Source organism: Campylobacter sp. CNRCH_2007_0968H, assembly GCF_025773245.1.
GTDB lineage: Bacteria > Campylobacterota > Campylobacteria > Campylobacterales > Campylobacteraceae > Campylobacter_D > Campylobacter_D lari_D.
This window is the reverse complement of sequence record NZ_JAKMTQ010000001.1, coordinates 194910-214020: the sequence shown is the minus strand read 5'-3', so window position 1 is coordinate 214020 and position 19111 is coordinate 194910. Positions and strand designations below refer to the sequence as shown.

Here is a 19111-nt window from a genome sequence, read left to right as displayed (position 1 = left end):
AGTGAAATATGTCTTTTTTTTAAATATGGGTGGAGTGAATAAACTTGACGAATGTGAAGTTTTTTTAAAAAATATGTTTAATGATCCTTATATTTTAGGGATAAAAAATGTTTTTTTAAGAAAATTTGTAGCTTTTATGATAAGAAAATCAAGATTAAAAGCTATGAAACAAAACTATGAAAAAATGGGTGGGAAATCCCCGCTTACTCAAATCACACAAAGTTTATGTGATAAATTAAATTCTAAAACTAGAGAATATAAATTTGATTTTATTAGTCTTTATGTACCACCTTTTGCAAATGAGGTTTTTTCAAAATATGATTTTAAGCAAAATGACGAAATTATTTTATTTCCTCTGTATCCTCATCATTCTAAAACCACTGTAACTAGTTCTTTAGAAGTAGTGGAAAATGAGCTAAGAAATATCCAAAACCAAGTTAATGTAAAAATCATTGATGTTTTTTATAAAGATGAACTTTATAATGAAATGATTATAAAGCATATTTTAGAAAAAAAAAGAGAATACGATTATAAAACTTTGATTTTTTCTGCGCATTCTTTACCGCTTTCAGTAATTAAAAAAGGTGATTTGTATGAAAAACATGTGCAAGAGCATGTGGATATTTTAAAAGGAAAACTTAAAAATAAATTTGACCAAATCATTTTATCATATCAATCAAAACTAGGTCCAGTTAAATGGCTTGAGCCTAACACAAGTGATATTTTAGAAAGTTTAGATCAAAAAGCTTTGATTTATCCTATATCTTTTTGTATAGATTGCTCTGAAACGATTTTTGAGCTTGGAGTTGAATATAGGCACTTAGCAAAAAGCGATTATGAGCTTATTAAATGTCCTAATGATAGTGATGAGTTTATAGAGTTTATTTTAAATCAAGTAAAAATATAGTTTTTATATTAATGTTTTATAGCGGTATTAAAAAACATATATTTTTTTCTCGGGATATTTTCTAAATTCCAGTTTGATAGTTTTTGATTGAAATTTATACATCCACTAAACATACTTTGTGTGCTTATAACACTATCAATATTCCAATTGTTTAAATCTTGATTAAATTTTGGAGTTTTTGAAAAAGGAATTTTGAAAATAGATTCACAAAAAAATGCATATTCCATCCATAATACATTTGAAACATTCCATTTATCCAAAGCTTGATTAAAACTAAAGCAATTTGAAAACATATAACTAATATTTATAACTTTAGTTACGTCCCAATTATTTAGATTTTGATTGAAATTTTCACAACCAGCAAAAGCCGCGTGCATGCTAATGATTTTGCTAGTATTCCATTTATCTAGTGGCTGGTTAAATGTTTTGCAATTGTAAAACATCCCAGCAATGGACTTTAAACTTTTTGTGTCCCAATTATTTAGATTTTGATTGAATTTTTTACATCCATAAAACATTTCATTCATGCTTGTTACATTTGATACATCCCATTCTTCTATACCACTAAAATCTTTTCTTTTGCTATTTTTAAATAAACAATCCATTTCTTGTATATTGCTTACATTGATATCTTTAAGGCTTGTATTTAAATCATTAACTAAGGCTTTTAGTTCGCTTTTGGTTTTTGGATTATACATATGAGCATATTCTTTTTTACCAAAAAGAAAAGATTGTGTTGTATTGTTTTTGTGGTCTTTGAATAATTTCTCATATTGTTTAAAATTTGCCAAAGAAAATATGGATTTGCAACAGCCACTAAACATATTATCTTTGATAGTTATATTTTTTATGTCCCAATTATCAAGTGAATGCATGAAATTTTTACAATTTTCAAACATAGATTTTGAATTTGTAATTTTAAGTGTATTCCATTTATCTAGAGATTGATTAAAACTTATGCAATTATAAAACATTTTAGAAGTTATTCTTAGATTAGATGTATTCCAAGAATTAATATTTTGATTAAATTTTTTACACCCTTGAAACATTTTATGTGTATTAACAAGATTAGATGTATTCCATTTATCTAGAGCTTGATTAAAATTTTCACACCCTTGAAACATTTTAGCCATGTTTTTTACTTTGCTTACATCCCAGTTGTTGATATAGGAATTAAAATTTTTACATCCTAAAAACATCCCTTCCATGTTGTCAACATTACTTGTATCCCAAGTTTCTATACCTATAAATTTTTCTTCACTAATACTACTAAATAAATAGCTCATATCTTGAATTAAACTTGTATCTATATTTTTAAGCGGAATATCTGATAGTATCAAATATTTAAGAGTTTCTTTTGTTTTTGGTTTGTGGATTATCTTTTTTGATTGCAGTTTGAGTAAATACAATATAACTAAAAACACAAGTAAAGTTATAAATAATAAAACCCAATGTTTTAAATAAGCGAAACAAAAAATCAATATAAAAAAGATTATTATTGTAATTTTATTTTTTAATGTCATTGTTTTTGCTTTCTATGGGTTTTAAATAACTTTCTTTAATCAAAAGATTTACTGTATCTTTAAACATAGGTAAAGCACTTTGTGCGGCATAATAACTATAAGCTTTGGTAGGATGTCTTACTAAAACTCCAATGGTGTAGGTATTTTTCTCATCATTTGCAAAGCCAAAAAACGAGGCATTATAGCGATTTGAAGTATAGCCTTTTCTTTCAGCAATCCTAGCTGTACCCGTTTTTCCACCTATAATGATACCTTGAGTTCGTGCTTTTTTACCGGTTCCTTTTTCTATAACATTAATTAAAATTTGCTGCATTTCTTTGGCAGCTTTGCTTGAAAGAATTTTTTCTTTCTTAACTTCATCATCAAGTTTTATTAAGCGCCCATCTTGATAAATTTTATTTGCAATTTGTGGGGTGATGTAAATTCCATCATTGTTAAATACATTATAAGCAGCTAAAAGTTGTATAAAAGTTGTTTTCAAGCCATAACCATAACTTAATACAGATTTTTCAACTTCTCTTAATCTTTTTGGATTTGGTATTTCTCCTTTTTGCTCATAAGGAAGATCAATACCGCTTTTTTCTCCAAAACGAAAAATTCTAAGTCCTGAGATGATTTCAAGATTACTTAATCTTTGGGCAATTTTAATCATACCGACATTTGAAGAGTAAGTAATAACTTCTTCCATGCTCATTTTATTTTTTTTGTGATCATCGCGTATGGTAAAACGACCAAGTTTGTATTGTCCACCTTGAGTATCAATGATTTCATCAACTTTGATTTTATCAAGCATTAATGCAGTGGTAAATATAAAAGGTTTTATAACAGATCCTGCTTCATAGCCATATTCTATGGCACTTGCATTGAGTACAGATAGATCTTTTCCGCGATTTTGCGGATCATATCTTCTTGAGCTAGCAAGTGCTAGAATTTTTCCGCTTTTGCTTTCCATGATGGCAACTATAATTTCATTGGCTTTTAGATCTTCATTTCTTTTATCGATAGCTTTTTCTAAACCTTTTTGAAGTTTTAAGGAAATATTTAAGTATAAATTACAACCATCTATTTTGCGTTGTTCATAAGAATGCAAATTTAAGATAATATTACCACCTATATCTCTTAAACCTTGAATTTTAGCATTTTGCAAAGGATTTAAACATTCATTATAGTATTTTTCCAAACCTTTTATGCCGACATTTTTAAAAATTTCACTTTGCTCATCCATATAGGTTCTTGTGTAGCCTATGATTGGAGTAAGTGAATCTTTTGGCATATATACACGATCTTCTTTGTGTTCTATAATATCAAGCCCTCTTGTCTCCACTCTGCCATTATTATTTGTGAAAGATTTAAAAAAACCTTGAGTATAAAGTTTTTTAGCTAGTTCTTTTAAATAACTTGCGTCTTTTGAGTTAATATCTTGGAGTAAAATAAAATTATAACTCCTTTTTTTCTTTGCAAGCATTCTTTTTTTTATATCTTGCATTTGTTCATCGCTTGCGCCGCTATAAATTTGAAAAAGAGTTAAAAACAAATCCTTTTTATCGGGATTTAAGCTCCTTAGATCAATTTCAGCTCTATAAATTTGCCTACTAGAAGTTACGGTAAAATTATCGCTTGTGATGATATTACCTCTAAGAGCGGAAAAATATTGTTCTTTTTGAGTATTTGGTATATGGCGTTTTGAGGTTAGAAAAAAAGTAGAAAGTAAAAATAAGGCCATAAAAAACAGAGCCATACAAAAAGCAAAAGCTACTTTTGAAACCCTATTTCTAATGGTGTTTGAAAGCATATATTAAATTTGAGTTCTTGAAATTTCTTTATATGCGTTTATAGCCTTATTTCTAACTTCAAGCATAAATTTCATACTTGATTCAGCTTTGCTAATCGCAATTGCAGCTTGATGTAAGTCTTTGACTTCACCTGTTGCAATGTCTACCATAGCAGCTTCGGCGGTTTCTTGAGTTTTATTAAGATCGTTGATGGAATTTTTTAATAAACTCGAAAACTCATCTCCTATGTTGCTTGTATTGTTATTATTGTTTTTGTTATTAACATTGTTAAATTGATTTATACCATTAATAGTGTTCATTTATTAACCTCTTAGTAAATCTATTGCACTTTGTGCTATAGTTTTGGTGCTAGTAAAGGCACTTACATTAGCTTGATAAGCTCTTGTTGCTTCTATTAAATCGGCCATTTCAATAACAGGATTTATATTTGGATAAGCAACATAACCTTGTTCATTCGCATCTGGATGAGATGGGTCAAATTTCATACGAAAATCTTTATCATCTCTTACAACTTTATCAACTACTACGCTCATTATAGCAGGTTTTGCATCTTTTTGTGAAGCAGGATCGTTTAAAGGATTTTCATATTCTAAAAAATTATTATCTTTAGCTATTTGCTTGTTTAGCAATTCGTTAAAATCAGTTGCTTTAAAAATCACTTCTCTTCTTCTATATGGACCACCTTCTGCTGTTCTAGTAGTATTAGCATTAGCTATATTTGAGCTAATTACATTCATTCTAAAGCGTTGAGCACTAAGTCCATATCCACTAATATCAAAATCACTTAAATAAGCCATTATTTTTCTCCTAGCCTAATTTAGAGCTTGTTTCTATGATGGTTGAAAAAATATTGCTTTGTCTTCTTAAAATACCATCTAAAGCAGAAATCATCATAGTATTTTTGCTCATTTCAGTAGTTTCTACATCAAGATCTACTGTATTTGCGTCATTTCTTGCCAAATGCCCATCTCTTAAATAAATAGTTGATTTATTAGGATCTGGAAATTTCCAAGGTTTTTGATGATTCGTATTTGTGCTTGCTAATTCAAGCTCTTTAGTATCTTTTTTTTTGAAAATTTCATTTGCTCTATTAACTAAAGCAGTTTCAAATTCTATATCTCTTGCTTTATAAAAAGGAGTATCAACATTTGCAAGGTTAGAATTAATCATTTGACTTCTTAGGTTTCTTCCTGCTAAAGCATCAACAATAAGTTCTTTTGACTTAAAAGGGCTTATCATAATTTTTCCTTTAAAATAAAGCTTTTATAGACTAAAAGCAAAAATCATTCCAAAATATTTATGCAATTTTATTTATGTATAAGTATATCTTTTTATAGTAAATTTTTGAAATTTTTAAAGCCACTTTCAAGTGAAACTTTTTTTTCTAGTGTTTTCAAAAAATCTTTTTTTGTCATTTCTTTAGCACCCATAAATTTTAAATGCTCATTAGACACTTGACAATCTATTAAAAAATCATATGGTTTTAAAAGCTCACAAAGTCTTATTAGGGCTACTTTTGAGGCATCTTTTTTAAGACTTATCATGCTTTCACCAAAAAATATTTTACCTATTATAAGTCCGTATAAACCACCGATTAAAATATCATTTTCATAAACTTCAACACTATGAGCTAAATTTTGCTCAAAAAGCTTTGTATAAACTTGTATAAATTCTTGACTTATCCAAGTTTTTTTTCTTTTTGCGCAATGACTTATAAGCGAGTTAAAATCAAAATTAAGTCTTATTTCATAAGTTTTTAAAGCTTTTTTTATGCTTTTTTGTATGCGCACTTCATCAGGTAAAAGTACCATTCTAGGAGAAGGACACCACCAAGTAACAGGATTGCTAGTCCATGGAAAAAGCCCTAAGCTATAAGCATGAGGTATAAAATCTACTTCTAGTTTTTCACTAATAAAAACAGGCGCATCATCAGGGCTTTTTAAAAGTTTAGAATACAAATTCAATTTTTTCATTTTTGGAAAGTTTGAGTTTTAATTTACCACCATTTTTTAATTTTCCAAATAAAATTTCATCACTTAATCTCTCTCCTAATTCTTCAGCAATAATGCGTTTTAATAATCTTACTCCAAATTCTTTATTATTAGTTTTTTTAGCAAGAAATTCTTTTACTTTTTTATCAGCTTCCATGGTGATGTTGTTTAAATTTTTTGCCATTAAATCTAGTTCTTTTTGAACGATTTGTTCTAAAATTTCTTGACTTAAGTCATTAAAATGAATGATTTTATCTATACGGTTGATAAATTCAGGTGCGAAGAAATCTTTTATGGCTTTATTACTTTTTTCTTTATCGCTGCTTAAAAAACCAAGCTCATTACTTTCTTTGAGACCTAAATTTGAAGTCATAATGATAATAGTATTTTTAAAATCAGCTTTTAATCCACTATTATCTGTTAAACTTGCATTATCAAAAATTTGTAAAAAGGTATTAGTTAAATCAGGATGAGCTTTTTCTATCTCATCAAATAAGACTACGCTAAATGGATTTTTTCTAATGCTGTTACTAAGCAAGCCACCATCTTCATAGCCCACATAACCTGCTGAAGTTCCTATGAGTTTGCTCACATCATGTTTTTGCGAGTATTCACTCATGTCAAATCTTTCAAGATTAAGGTTTAAAATTTGTGCTAAATTTTTTGCAAGTTCGGTTTTACCAACTCCACTTGAACCGGTAAATAAAAACACGCCTTTTGGGGTATTTTTGCCTTTTAACCCCGCATAGCTTTGTTTTAAAATAGAACACAAAGCTTTAATGGCTTCATCTTGTCCAAAAATATTTTGCTTTAAGTTTTGCTCTAAATTTTTTAAGATTTTACCTTGATCACTTTCATAAATTTTATGAGAATGTGTCATTCTTGCTAAAGTATTTTCTAAATCTTTTATTTTTACTATTTTTTTACTTTTTTTATCTTCTAAAGCAAAGCTTGCGCCAAGTTCATCAATTAAATCAATTGCACTATCGGGTAAAAATTTATCATGTAAAAATTGTTTTGCTAGTTTTATGCTTGTTTGTAAAATTTCATCACTAATTTTGATTTTGTGAAAATTTTCATATTTGCTTTTTAAGCCTTGCAAGATCAAAAAACACTCTTCTTCGCTTGGCTCATCTATATCAATTTTTGCAAATCTTCTACTTAGAGCTTTGTTTTTATCAAAGGTATTTTTGTATTCTATGAAAGTAGTTGCACCTATGCATTTGATGTTGCCATTACTTAATGCAGGTTTTAATAAATTTGACATATCTGCATGACTTTCATTGCTTGCGCCGGTTCCTACTATGGTGTGAATTTCATCTATAAATAAAATAGCATTAGGGATATTTTCTAATTCTTTAATGATATCTTTTAACCTTTTTTCAAAATCACCCCTATATTTTGTCCCCGAAAGCAAGCTTGTCATATCAAGGCTATAAATTTTTGAGTTTTTTAAATGTTTTGGTACTTTTTCTTCAGCTATAGCTAGTGCTAGCCCATCTATAATAGCACTTTTACCAACACCTGGTTCACCAACTAAAATAGGATTATTTTTCTTACGACGGCTTAGAATTTGCATCATTCTTTCAAGTTCAAATTTCCTACCTATAACAGGATCTATTTTGCCTTTTTTTGCAAGCTCAACTAGCTCTATGGTATGGGTTTTTAAATTTTCAAATTCAGCATTTTGTAACAATTCTTTTATTTTTTCTTCTTCTATTAGGTGTTTTTTTAAGATATTATAAGAATAAGCTTTTTCTTCTTTGCAAAGTGCAATGATAAAATCAATCACACTTGTTTGATTTTTTGCATTTAGCTTGTGTAATATATTTTCCAAGATCACAGAAAAAATAGGTTCTATTTCTTTTTTTAAAATTTCATTATTTTTAGCTAGATAATTTTTTAATTCATTTTCAAAGCCTTGTAAATCACCATCTCCGATTTCTTCAAGTAGATTTTTAAAATCATTGCTAAGCTTAACTAAAGCAAAAAGCAAATGCTCACAAGTGATAAATTCATGATGATTGATAAAGCTTAAATGTCTTGCATTTGGTATAAATGAGTCAATCAATTCTTTATATTTCATTGTTCTTCTATCCTTGTTTGGAGTGGAAAATCCTTATTTTTCGCTGCCATGTCAACTTGCTGTTTTTTGCTAAGTGCAATTTCTTCTGTGTATATGCCACAAACTCCGCTTCCTTGATGATGGATTTCAAGCATAATTGCACTTGCTTTTTCAAAATCATGATGAAAAATATTCATTAAAATTTCAATTACAAAATCCATGGTGGTAATATCATCATTTAAAAGCAAAACCTTAAACATTTTAGGTTCTGCTAGTTTTTGTTGTTCTAAAATTTCATTTTTTAGACTCATTTAATATCCTAGTAATATCTTCTTGCATAATCTCAGTAGAAACTTTTCCAAGATAATATTTCACATAACTTTTTGAGTCTTTATTCCAAAAATCTGTTAGATCTTGATAATTTCCATCTTTTAAAACTACTTTAAAAGGAAGTTGTTCCATGCTTTGATAGTTGATATCTTTTAATGCTTGTGCAACAATTCTATCATTTTCTTTAGAATTGCTTAAGAAATAATACGCCCCATATTTAATGGCAAAATCTTTTACAGCTTGATCGCTAACATTTTCAAAATGACTTAGTCCTATGATGATAAAATTGTCAGCATTTTTTTGCCACAAACTTGTTAGATGAGTGGCTTCTTCTTGACAAGGTGTGCAAAAGGTTCCAAAAAAATCAAACATTAAAATTTTACCCTCTTCACCTTTTACTACAAAACCATTTTGTGTTCTTACTAGGGTTTTCTCGCCACCATTGACACTTTTTAAAAGAATTTCATCACCCATTTTATACTCAGCAAATGCAAATTCATTTTCGATTTTTTCTTCACTTGAGCAAGCACTTATTAAAAATGCAAAAGCAAATGTAAAAAATAAATAAGTAATTTTTTTCATCAAAATCCTTTTTTAATAATGATTTTTCATAGCAGCTCTTGCTTCAAGATCTGCTTGTTTTTTCTTTAAGCTTTCTCTTTTATCGTGTAAGTTTTTTCCTTTGGCTAAGGCTATTAAGACTTTTGCTTTATTTTTTTCATTAAAATAAAGTTCTAATGGCACTATAGTAAAGCCTTGGATGCTAATTTTACCAAAAAGCCTATCGATTTGCTTTTTATGCATTAAAAGTTTTCGCGCACCTTTTTCATCATGCTTATAAAAAGAATGTGTAGTGCTAAGATGAGAAATATGAGCATTAAGTAAGAAAATTTCACCTTTGATAATACGCACAAAAGAATCTTTCAAATTTGCTCTACTAGCTCTTAATGCCACTACTTCAGAACCTTTTAAAACAATACCTGCTTCAAATTTTTCCAAAATTTCATAATCAAAAAAAGCTTTTTTGTTTTTTACTATAGTTTTTTTCATCATTTAGCCTTAAAAACTCCACTTCCACTTCCACTTAAAAAATAAGCCTCATTAAGAAAAGTTTGCATTTTAGGATAAATTTTTACACAAGGAGCAAATAAGTCGTTTAAATCAGTATTTTTATACTCTAAAATTTCACTTGTTTTGAGTGTTTTGAGTGTTTTGGCTAAATTTAAATTCGCTGTTAAATCATATGAACTTTCATCAAATGCTTTATATACTTTTGCACTTGAGCATTCAATAGCTGGAAAAGTAAAATCAAGTTGGGCAAAATCATCTTCAAAATATTCTACAATCTCGCCACACCCGCTAACATTTGCACTATCATATCCGCTTAAAAAAAAGATTAAATCAGAGCCAAGGTTTTGGCAGATTTGTTTAAGTTGTTGTTGATTGAGTTTTAAATTTAAAGTTTCGTTGATCATTAATAAAAATACAACCGCATCGGTACTGCTTCCACCAAGGCCTCCACCTATGGGAATGTTTTTGATAAGCTTTAAACTTTTGTCTTTAAAAAATTCATTTAATTCATTAGAAAATCCTAAATTTTCTAATTCTTTATAAGCTTTGTGTATGATGGTATCTTGGGTAAAATTTCCAGTGATTTCAAACCCTTCTTTGGTTTTTTCATCACTAAAGTTTAACTCATCAAAAATATCTTTTAATAAAACAAAGCGTGATTGTAATAAATGATAAGATCTTGAGTCAATTCCTATGATTTTTAAAAAAATATTAGCTTTTGCGTAAGCTTTCATTTTTTAAGCTTTTTACTCAGATCGTCAAGTTTTATCGTTTCATCACTAATTGCATGTAAATTTTCACTTTTTACTTGCTCGATAAGCTCTTTGCGTAGTATCATTAAAGACTTTGGAGCTTCGATGCCTATTTTAGCATAGCCTTTGCCTGTTTGAACTACTTTGATTTCTATATCATCTCCGATTTTTATACTTTCATTTTCTTTTCTTGATAAAATTAACATTTTAATACCTTATTTAAATAATATTGCACTTGATTATCTTGGATAGAAATGATAGAAAAAAAATCTTTTTCTTCTAAAATATAGCTACCTTCTTCTTGAATTTCCAAATCGTCCAAAAATATTTTTTGTCCATTGTGTAATTTTTGGGGATATTTTATCGTATTTTTTCTAAGATTTAAATAAGCTAAAGGATTTAACTCTTTTTCATTCTCATAAAAAAACCCTCCCTCGCTTAAACGCTCTAATGAGCTTAGTGTGGCTTTAATACCAAGTTTTTTAGCAAATAATTCACAATAAGAGCGTATATAAGAACCCTCACTAACTGCTATTTCTATGGTTAAAAAGGGGTGATTATAGTGTAAAATTTTAGTATAAAAAATTTCCATAACGCAGGGTTTTAAATTGACTTCAAAACCTCTTTTTGCAAGCTCATAAGAGCGCACCCCATCTATTTTTTTTGCACAAAATGCGGGTGGGGTGTAGGTGATTTTACCTAAAAGTTCATTTTTAATTTGTTCTAAAACTTTCTCTTCAAAAGCATTTATAAGATTGATTTCTTTGATATTTTGATTATCAAGGCTTAGTGAATGCGCGCCTAGCCAAAGTGTTGCTTTATAAACTTTTGGATTTTTATCAAAAAAACGAAAAAGTTTTGTGTATTGATCAAAGGCTATGAGTAAAACACCTTTTGCAAAAGGATCAAGTGTCCCTGAAAAACCTGCTTTTTTATTTTTGTATTTTTTCTTGAGTTTGCCTAAAAAAGCATTAGAACTCATACCACTTGGTTTGTAAGCTACAAAAAGTTTATTCATATCACTTTTTCCACAAAACTTGACATTATCATTCTTTCTATGCCTCCAAAATTAATCGTGAGTTTTTCTTCAGCACCTATTTTACTTACCCCAGTGACTCTGCCTATGCCAAAAATTTTATGTTTGATTAAATCGCCTTTCTTGTAGCAATTTTTTTGATGATCTAGTGTTAATTCTTTTTTGATTACATTACTCTCGCCAAAAAATCTACTTTTTTCTAATCTTGTGCGACTTCCTTTGTAAAATCTAGAATTAGCATAACTTAAATAAAGTTTTTTCTTGGCTCTAGTGATTGCTACATAGGCAAGTCTTCTTTCTTCTTCTATATTGCTTGATTCGCTAGTGAGTGGGAAAAATCCTTCTTCTAAACCTATGATAAAAACATAATCAAACTCAAGTCCTTTGCTTGCATGAATACTCATAATACAAATACTTTCTTTATCAAGTCCATCTTGCTCATTAAGTAAAGAAATTTCATTTAAAATATCATCTAATCCATTATAATTTCCATGAGTAATTTTATCTTTTAAATTAGCATAAAGTTCATCTATATTTAAAAGTTTATCTTCACCCTCTGGATTATCTTTGTAAAATTCTTTGATTTTAAATTCTTCTTCTAAGGCTAAAATCATTGCAAGCAAATCATCTTTTTCTTTGATTTTGTGTATGCTTAGTATGAATTTTTCTAACTCTTTGTCTGTTTTTTTACTAAAAAAACCACTTCCTTGCAAAGCACATAGACTTTCAAATAAAGACAAATGATTTTCTTTAGCATAATTTTCTAGCTTTTCTAAACTTGCATTACCAAAGTTTCTTTTAGGGCGGTTGATAATGCGTTTAAAAGAATAATCATCATTTAAATTTGAAAGCAATCTTAAATAAGAAATAATATCTTTAATTTCAGCTCTTTCATAAAAACGAATTCCACTTAGCAATTTAAAAGGAATTTTTTCTTTGCTAAAAGCTTCTTCAAGAGCACGAGATAGGGCATTTACTCTATAAAGTATGGCTATTTCACTAGGATTAATCCCCGAGTTTAAAAGTTTTGAAACTTCTCTTGCAACCTTAAAACTTTCAATTTTTTCATCATCATTTTGTAAAATTGTAATTTCTTCGCCCTCATCTTTGGTACAAATCAAAGTTTTTCCTAGTCTTTTTCTATTATGCTCTATAAGCTCATTTGCAGCTTGCAAAATAGCGCTAGTTGAGCGATAATTTTGCTCTAGTTTGACTAATTTTACATTGTTAAATTGTTCTTTGAAATTTAAGATATTTTCTATTTTAGCTCCACGCCAACCATAAATACTCTGATCATCATCACCCACCACGCAAATGTTTTCATGAGACACGCAAAGTTTTTTTAGAATTTGATATTGTAAGGCATTGGTATCTTGATACTCATCTACTGTTATATAGGTATATTTTTGACTTTGCTCTTGTGCAAATTGTTCATCTTCTAAAATTTTATTAGTTAGCATGAGTAAATCATCAAAATCCATGAAATTATTTTGGATTAAAAAATGCTCATATTGCTCATATAAATGAATGATTTCTTCGTAATTTTTGTTTTTTTCATCTTTTAAAAATTCTAATTCTTTGCGTATTTCTTGAGCGCTTTTGCTTTGATTTTTAAAATTTGAAATATAAGCACCTATGCTTGCTAAAGAGCTTTGCAAATTTTCGCTAGCTAAATCTTTTAGTATTTTCTTTTTATCATCTGTATCAATAATGACAAAATTATTTGCTCTATTAATTCTTTCGCTATAAAGTCTTAAAAATAACAAACCAAATTTATGAAAAGTACATAAAAGGGGATTGTGTAAATTTTGATCTTGCAAAAGTGCTAAGGCTCTTGTTTTCATTACATTAGCAGCTTTATTTGTAAAGGTTAGCGTGAGGGTATTTTGTGCAGGAATACCCACATGATCGATTAAATAGGCAAGTCTAGTGGTAATGGTTTTAGTCTTTCCACTACCTGCACCTGCTAGTATTAGCATAGCTCCATCAATATGCATGATAGCTTCTTTTTGGCTATCATTTAAACCTTCAAAAAAACTCATTTTTTAAATAAATCTTTATTGTTAGGATTATTTAAAAAAGCATTCATAGATTTTTCTTTTAATTTTTGATCATTTTGCTTTTTGAAATAGTTTGAAAAATTAACAAAAATGGTATTATCTTCAACTTGAATTTGAGTAATTGCTCCCAAATCTACTTTCACAAAGGTTGCAAAATCATCAGGTCCAAAACCTGCATGAAATTCTATATGCTCATTTGTTAAAACTATAGATTTAAAAGTATAACCGCCAAGTGCAAAAAGACAATAAGGATTTTTACTCACTACATCTAATTCTGGTGGCAAAGGAGGTTCTAGTGTAACAAATTTAGTATTTACAATGATATTAAACTCAATATCTTCTTGAATTAAAATTTGCAAGCATTCATAAATGCTTTTTTGCATTAAACTTATAAAATTTCTATTATTTAAAATTTTATCAATCATTGCTTAGCCTTAAAAATTCATCTACTAGTATCCTAACTTGCTCTAAGCCTATATTCCAAAATTCATCACTTTCTATATCAAAGCCAAACATAGCTACAAGTTCTTTTGGGCTTTTGCTTCCCCCACTACTTAAAAACTCAATATAAATTGAAGTAAAATTAGAGCATTTGCCACTTTTATATAGACCATAGAGTGCTAAAACTAAAAGTTGTGCATAAGCATAAGCATAGCAGTAAAATGGAGAGTGTATAAAATGTGGTATATAAGAATACCAAAGGCCATAATTTTTGGTTAAAATTACGCTATCTTGAAACATTTTTCTTGATTCTTCAAGCCAAATTTCACTTAGTTCTTGAGCGCTTAGCTCTTCTTTTTTAGCATGAAATCTGCGTTCAAAAGTAGTAAAATTAATTTGTCTATAAAGAGTAGCAAAAATATCTTCAATTTTTGCTGCATATAAAGATAAAAGCTCTTCTTTGTCTAAATTTTCTTTAATATAGTCAAAAATCAACATTTCCGCAAACACTGAAGCAGTTTCTGCTGTAGTTAGAGGTGTATCTTGATTTAAAAAACTTACTTTATAAGAAAGTTTTTGATGTATAGTGTGGCCTAGCTCATGTGCCAGGGTGAAAAGATCGCGTCTTTGGTTGGTATAGTTTAAAAGTATGAAAGGATGGCTTAGCGGCGTGCTTGAGTGAGAAAAAGCACCACTTTGTTTAAATTCTTTAGGATAGATATCAATCCAATTATTCTCAAAAGCTTCTTTTGCTATCATATAAAAATCTTTAGAAAATTTTTCAAAGGCTTTTAAAACGATATCCTTTCCTTGATCAAAATCAACTTGCATTTCTTTTCCAATAGGTGCATAACGATCATAATCTTTTAGCTTTTTATACCCTAGAATTTTTTTCTTTGCATTATAAAATTTAGAAACAATATCAAAGCTATTCTCGCTAGCGCTAATAAGTGCATCAACACTTTTTTTAGAAATTTGATTTCTTATGTGTCTTGGAGTTTCAGGACTTTCATAAGATCTTAACTCACAAATGCTAGCAAGTTCACTTTTAATCATATTAAAAATATATACTAAAAGCTTGTTTTGTTTTTTTAAAGTTTTACTAAAGCATTTTGAAGCTTTTTTTCTAATGCTTCTATCTTTATCATAAAGCTTGCTTAGAATTTCTTCCTCGCTTAATTTTTGTCCTTCAAAATTAAATTTTAAAGCACTAAAGGTTTCATCAAATAATCTTGCAAATGCATTTGAACCTGTACTTGATAGAGCTAGGATAACTCTTTCTTCTTTTTTAGAAAGATTGTGTTTTTTGTTTTTGATAAGATTATTTAAATAAAACTCATAATCTTTGCAAAATGTGATGAAAGTTTTACTTTTTTCTTCTTTTAACTCACAAAATTCAAGTTCAAAAAATAAAAGATTTTCTTCTATTTTTTTACTTAAATTTTCATATTTTGCATAAAAAGCACCTTTGGTAGTATCTTGAGCAAAATTTAAATACACATAGGTTAGTATGTGAGAAAGTTTTAAGATTAATTCTTCATAGTTTTTTAAAGCTTGTAAAAATTGTTCATTGCTTAAACTATGAAGATTATTTTCATATTGTTTTTTAAATTCACAAGCTTCATCTTGGGTTTTTTGTAAAAAAAGATTTAATTCTTGCTCATCTTTAAATAATGTACTTAAGTTCCAATTTTGCATGATTTTAGCTTTCTAAAATGAGTTTTTTTAATACAGCCATTCTAATGGCAACACCATTTTTAACTTGAGTTAAAACCTTACATCTTTTATCAGACATTACTTCATCGCTAATATCGATATTTCTATGTACAGGACCAGGATGTAAGATAATGAGATTTTTATCTTTTATTAAATCTTTGCTAATACAAAAATCATTTGCATAATCTTTAAGCGATGCATAGGTTGGAATATTGTGTCTTTCAGTTTGTGTTCTAAGGCTCATGATAATATCTACATCATCAATAACTTCTTTTAGTTTATTTGTTTTTTTAATAGGATAATTTGGCATAAAATGAGGTGGGGCTACTAGGGTAATGTCTATACCAAAACGAGGTAATAATTCTAAATTTGAAGCAGCAACGCGTGAGTTTTTAATATCTCCTACTATGGCTATTTTTTTACCTTTGACATTATAATCAAAATGCTCCATTATGGTAAAAAGATCAAGTAAAGCTTGGGTAGGATGAGCGTGTTTACCATCACCTCCATTAACTATAGGACAATGAGTATAATTTGCTAAAGTATGAGGCACACCTGAGTTTTTGTGTCTAACTACAATAGCACTTGGTGCCATTGCATCTAAATTTGCAGCAGTATCAAAAAGTGTTTCGCCTTTGCTTGAACTACTTCTTGAAACATCTAATTTTAAAACTTTAGCACCTAGTCTTCTTGCGGCTGTTTCAAAGCTTGATTGAGTGCGTGTTGAATTTTCAAAGAAAATTGTTGTAACACTTTTTCCTTCTAAAAATGTACGCGGTTTTTCATCCAAAAATTCTTTTGCTTCTTTAAATAAAGCCAAGATTTCATCATCGTTAAAATCTTTTGTAGTAATTAAATGCCTCATAAGTCCTCCTTAAATTTTTAAATTAAGCTCATTATCTGAACAAATAGCACTAAATAAAACATCTGTTGAACTATTTAAAGCTGTTTCAACGCTATCTTGAATAACCCCTATGATAAATCCAACCGCAACTACTTGCATAGCTATGTCATAATCAATATTAAACAAAGAGCAAGCAAGTGGTATGAGTAAAAGCGAACCTCCGGCAACCCCACTAGCTCCACAAGCTGCAAATGCAGCTAATACACTCAAAAGCATAGCTTGTAAAAAATTTATTTCAATACCTACTGTATGAGCTGCTGCAAGACTTAGTATAGCTATAGTTACAGCTGCCCCTGCCATATTAATCGTAGCTCCTAGTGGAATAGAAATGCTATATAGATTATTGTTGATATTTAATTTAGAGCAAAGTGCCATATTTACAGGGATGTTTGCTGCAGAACTTCTTGTAAAAAATGCAAAAACAGCACTATGTTTTAAGCAAATAAAAATCAAAGGATAAGGATTTTTCTTCGTATAAGCAAAGACAATTAAAGCATTAATCACAAAAGCTACAAAAAACATAGTCAAAACTAAAATTATTAATAATTTAATATAACTTAAAAGTCCTGCTGCTCCTGTTTGAGCAACTGAATTAGCCACAAGTCCAAAAATTCCAAAAGGAGCAAGCTTGACTATAAATTTAACGATTTTTAATACACCCTCGTTTATATCAGTAAAAAGTTGTTTTGCATCATTAGAGCAATGTCTTAGAGCAAAACCTCCACCAATAGCCCAAGCTAATATGCTTAAATAATTTCCTGAAGATAAAGCGTGGATAGGATTATCTACTACTTGAAAAAGTAAGGTTTTAAATACTTCGCCTATATGCGCAGGGCTTGTAGTGGAAGCTTTTTCAACATCGGTTAATACTAATTCTACAGGAAAGATAAAACTTATACTAACTGCGCTTAAAGAAGCTAAAAAGGTTCCAAAAATATACAAGAAAATAATGTGTTTTATTTTCTCACTTCCATGATTAAATTCTTTTGTGCAAATGGTTGTTAAAATTAAAATAAAAACTAAAATTGGTGCTATAGCTTTTAAAGCTCCTGTAAATAAAGCACCAAAAATATTTGCAAAAATAGCTAAATCTTTAGAAAAAATACCTACTAAAATTCCTAAAACAATACCTATGCAAATTTGTAAAATAAGATTTCCATCTTTATAGCGTTTGATTGCATAAGAAAATAAACTCATTTCTTACCTTTTTTGTAGTGATAAATTTAAATTTATTCTAGCAAAGTAAAGCTTAAATAAGCTTTTTGATTTTTAAGTTAGCTTGTGTTAAAATAAAGCTAGAATTTTTTATGATAAGGAATATAAAATATGTATTTATTTACTTCTGAAGTTGTTAGTGCAGGACATCCTGATAAATGTGCTGATATTATAGCTGATTCTATAGTTGATGCCTTTTTAACTCATGATAAAGACTCAAGGGTTGCTAGTGAGGTTTTTGTAGCAGGAAATAAAGTAGTAATTGGTGGTGAGATTAAATCAAAATATAAACTAGAAAAACAAGATTATGAAAATATTGTAAAAAAAGCTCTAGCAGATATTGGTTACAATGGAAATCCGCATTTTAGCAAAAAACAATGTTTACACCCTGATGATTTAGATGTAATGGTATTTTTAAATGAGCAAAGTCCTGACATCAATCAAGGTGTTGATCAAGAAGATGGAGAGATTGGAGCAGGTGATCAAGGTATAATGTTTGGTTTTGCAAGCAATGAAGCAAAAGAATATATGCCAGCAGCTATTTCTTATGCTAGAATGCTTTGTGATAAAGTATATGAGTTTGCAAAAAACAATCCTGATAAACTTGGAGTAGATATTAAAACTCAAGTTACAATTGATTATGCAAATAAAGAAAATTTTGAAAATTGCAAACCTCAAAGTATCCATACTATTGTAGTTTCAGCTCCTTGTGTTGAAAGTATGAAAATAGAAGATTTAAGAGCTTTGGTAATGGATTTGATTTTGGATTCAAATTTACCAAAAGAGCTTTTTTGCCCAGAAAAAACAAGAATTTTAATCAACCCAACGGGAAAATATGTAAATCACAGCTCATTGCATGATAGTGGTTTAACAGGAAGAAAACTTATAGTAGATAGCTTTGGTGGCTATGCTCCAATAGGAGGTGGTGCACAATCTTCTAAAGACTATACTAAGGTTGATAGAAGTGGGCTTTATGCTGCAAGATGGCTTGCTAAAAATATCGTAGCAGCAGGGCTTGCTAAAAAATGTATAGTACAACTTTCTTATGCTATAGGTGTGGCTAAACCAACTTCTGTAAGTGTGGATTGCATGGGAACAAATACAAGATTAAATGATGATATTTTAAGTGATTTTGTGATGAAAACTTTCCCATTAACTCCAAATTGGATTAAAAATAAATTCAATCTTGATAAACCAAGTAAAGATACTTTCATGTATACTGATGTAGCTGCTCGTGGTCAAGTGGGTCAAGCTGATTATCCTTGGGAAAAATTAGACGCACTTGATGAATTTAAGGCATTATAAAA

20 protein-coding genes are annotated in these 19111 nt (G+C 29.0%); 2 read left to right on the top strand and 18 right to left on the bottom strand.

The window, feature by feature from the left end:
• Window position 1: 1 nt before the first annotated feature.
• Window positions 2-907, top strand: coding sequence for a ferrochelatase (gene hemH / locus L8Y18_RS01120; protein ID WP_263664365.1), 906 nt, complete (start codon window positions 2-4; stop codon window positions 905-907).
• Window positions 908-915: 8 nt separating this feature from the next.
• Here the strand turns inward: hemH and L8Y18_RS01115 are convergent, their stop codons facing one another.
• The 18 genes from L8Y18_RS01115 to sstT form a co-directional block, all read right to left on the bottom strand.
• Complete coding sequence (locus L8Y18_RS01115) at window positions 916-2247, bottom strand: BspA family leucine-rich repeat surface protein (protein WP_263664366.1); 1332 nt, start codon at window positions 2245-2247, stop codon at window positions 916-918.
• Between the two features lie 166 nt (window positions 2248-2413).
• Entirely contained in the window at window positions 2414-4222 is a 1809-nt protein-coding gene (locus L8Y18_RS01110) for a peptidoglycan D,D-transpeptidase FtsI family protein (protein WP_263660141.1), read from the bottom strand.
• A gap of 3 nt (window positions 4223-4225) precedes the next feature.
• Entirely contained in the window at window positions 4226-4522 is a 297-nt protein-coding gene (fliE, locus tag L8Y18_RS01105; protein ID WP_133318690.1) for a flagellar hook-basal body complex protein FliE, read from the bottom strand.
• Between the two features lie 3 nt (window positions 4523-4525).
• Complete coding sequence (flgC, locus tag L8Y18_RS01100; RefSeq protein WP_133318691.1) at window positions 4526-5020, bottom strand: flagellar basal body rod protein FlgC; 495 nt, start codon at window positions 5018-5020, stop codon at window positions 4526-4528.
• 10 nt (window positions 5021-5030) lie between these two features.
• The gene (flgB, locus tag L8Y18_RS01095) at window positions 5031-5462 is read right to left on the bottom strand and encodes a flagellar basal body rod protein FlgB (RefSeq protein ID WP_263666131.1); all 432 of its coding nucleotides are present in this window, start codon (window positions 5460-5462) and stop codon (window positions 5031-5033) included.
• Window positions 5463-5554: 92 nt separating this feature from the next.
• Window positions 5555-6196 (bottom strand): leucyl/phenylalanyl-tRNA--protein transferase, encoded by a 642-nt coding sequence (gene aat / locus L8Y18_RS01090; RefSeq protein WP_263676092.1) that lies wholly within the window; start codon window positions 6194-6196, stop codon window positions 5555-5557.
• Window positions 6171-8300: an AAA family ATPase gene (locus tag L8Y18_RS01085; protein ID WP_133318694.1), complete on the bottom strand. Its 2130-nt coding sequence runs from the start codon at window positions 8298-8300 to the stop codon at window positions 6171-6173. The genes aat and L8Y18_RS01085 overlap by 26 nt, the downstream gene beginning before the upstream one ends.
• On the bottom strand, window positions 8297-8590 hold the full coding sequence (locus L8Y18_RS01080; RefSeq protein WP_263660137.1) for an ATP-dependent Clp protease adaptor ClpS: 294 nt from the start codon (window positions 8588-8590) through the stop codon (window positions 8297-8299). The genes L8Y18_RS01085 and L8Y18_RS01080 overlap by 4 nt, the downstream gene beginning before the upstream one ends.
• Window positions 8574-9191, bottom strand: a complete 618-nt coding sequence (locus L8Y18_RS01075) for a TlpA family protein disulfide reductase (protein ID WP_220566879.1) — start codon at window positions 9189-9191, stop codon at window positions 8574-8576. Before L8Y18_RS01075 ends, L8Y18_RS01080 begins: the two co-directional genes overlap by 17 nt.
• A gap of 12 nt (window positions 9192-9203) precedes the next feature.
• The gene (gene smpB / locus L8Y18_RS01070) at window positions 9204-9659 is read right to left on the bottom strand and encodes an SsrA-binding protein SmpB (protein ID WP_257399249.1); all 456 of its coding nucleotides are present in this window, start codon (window positions 9657-9659) and stop codon (window positions 9204-9206) included.
• Complete coding sequence (locus tag L8Y18_RS01065) at window positions 9659-10414, bottom strand: 4-(cytidine 5'-diphospho)-2-C-methyl-D-erythritol kinase (RefSeq protein ID WP_263659032.1); 756 nt, start codon at window positions 10412-10414, stop codon at window positions 9659-9661. The genes smpB and L8Y18_RS01065 overlap by 1 nt, the downstream gene beginning before the upstream one ends.
• Window positions 10411-10638 carry a carbon storage regulator CsrA gene (gene csrA, locus L8Y18_RS01060; RefSeq protein ID WP_012661763.1) on the bottom strand — a complete coding sequence of 76 codons (228 nt, stop codon included), beginning with the start codon at window positions 10636-10638 and terminating at the stop codon, window positions 10411-10413. The genes L8Y18_RS01065 and csrA overlap by 4 nt, the downstream gene beginning before the upstream one ends.
• Window positions 10632-11450: a tRNA pseudouridine(55) synthase TruB gene (gene truB, locus L8Y18_RS01055; protein ID WP_263676091.1), complete on the bottom strand. Its 819-nt coding sequence runs from the start codon at window positions 11448-11450 to the stop codon at window positions 10632-10634. Before truB ends, csrA begins: the two co-directional genes overlap by 7 nt.
• Entirely contained in the window at window positions 11447-13510 is a 2064-nt protein-coding gene (locus L8Y18_RS01050; protein WP_263659034.1) for an ATP-dependent helicase, read from the bottom strand. Before L8Y18_RS01050 ends, truB begins: the two co-directional genes overlap by 4 nt.
• Window positions 13507-13953 carry a hypothetical protein gene (locus L8Y18_RS01045; protein ID WP_263676090.1) on the bottom strand — a complete coding sequence of 149 codons (447 nt, stop codon included), beginning with the start codon at window positions 13951-13953 and terminating at the stop codon, window positions 13507-13509. The genes L8Y18_RS01050 and L8Y18_RS01045 overlap by 4 nt, the downstream gene beginning before the upstream one ends.
• Window positions 13946-15667, bottom strand: coding sequence for a M3 family oligoendopeptidase (locus L8Y18_RS01040; protein WP_263676088.1), 1722 nt, complete (start codon window positions 15665-15667; stop codon window positions 13946-13948). Before L8Y18_RS01040 ends, L8Y18_RS01045 begins: the two co-directional genes overlap by 8 nt.
• Before the next feature lie 4 nt (window positions 15668-15671).
• The gene (locus L8Y18_RS01035) at window positions 15672-16550 is read right to left on the bottom strand and encodes an aspartate carbamoyltransferase catalytic subunit (protein ID WP_263664375.1); all 879 of its coding nucleotides are present in this window, start codon (window positions 16548-16550) and stop codon (window positions 15672-15674) included.
• A gap of 9 nt (window positions 16551-16559) precedes the next feature.
• Window positions 16560-17786, bottom strand: a complete 1227-nt coding sequence (gene sstT / locus L8Y18_RS01030) for a serine/threonine transporter SstT (RefSeq protein WP_263676086.1) — start codon at window positions 17784-17786, stop codon at window positions 16560-16562.
• 129 nt (window positions 17787-17915) lie between these two features.
• Between sstT and metK the strand changes: the two genes are divergently transcribed.
• Window positions 17916-19109, top strand: coding sequence for a methionine adenosyltransferase (metK, locus tag L8Y18_RS01025; protein ID WP_263676085.1), 1194 nt, complete (start codon window positions 17916-17918; stop codon window positions 19107-19109).
• Window positions 19110-19111: the final 2 nt, after the last annotated feature.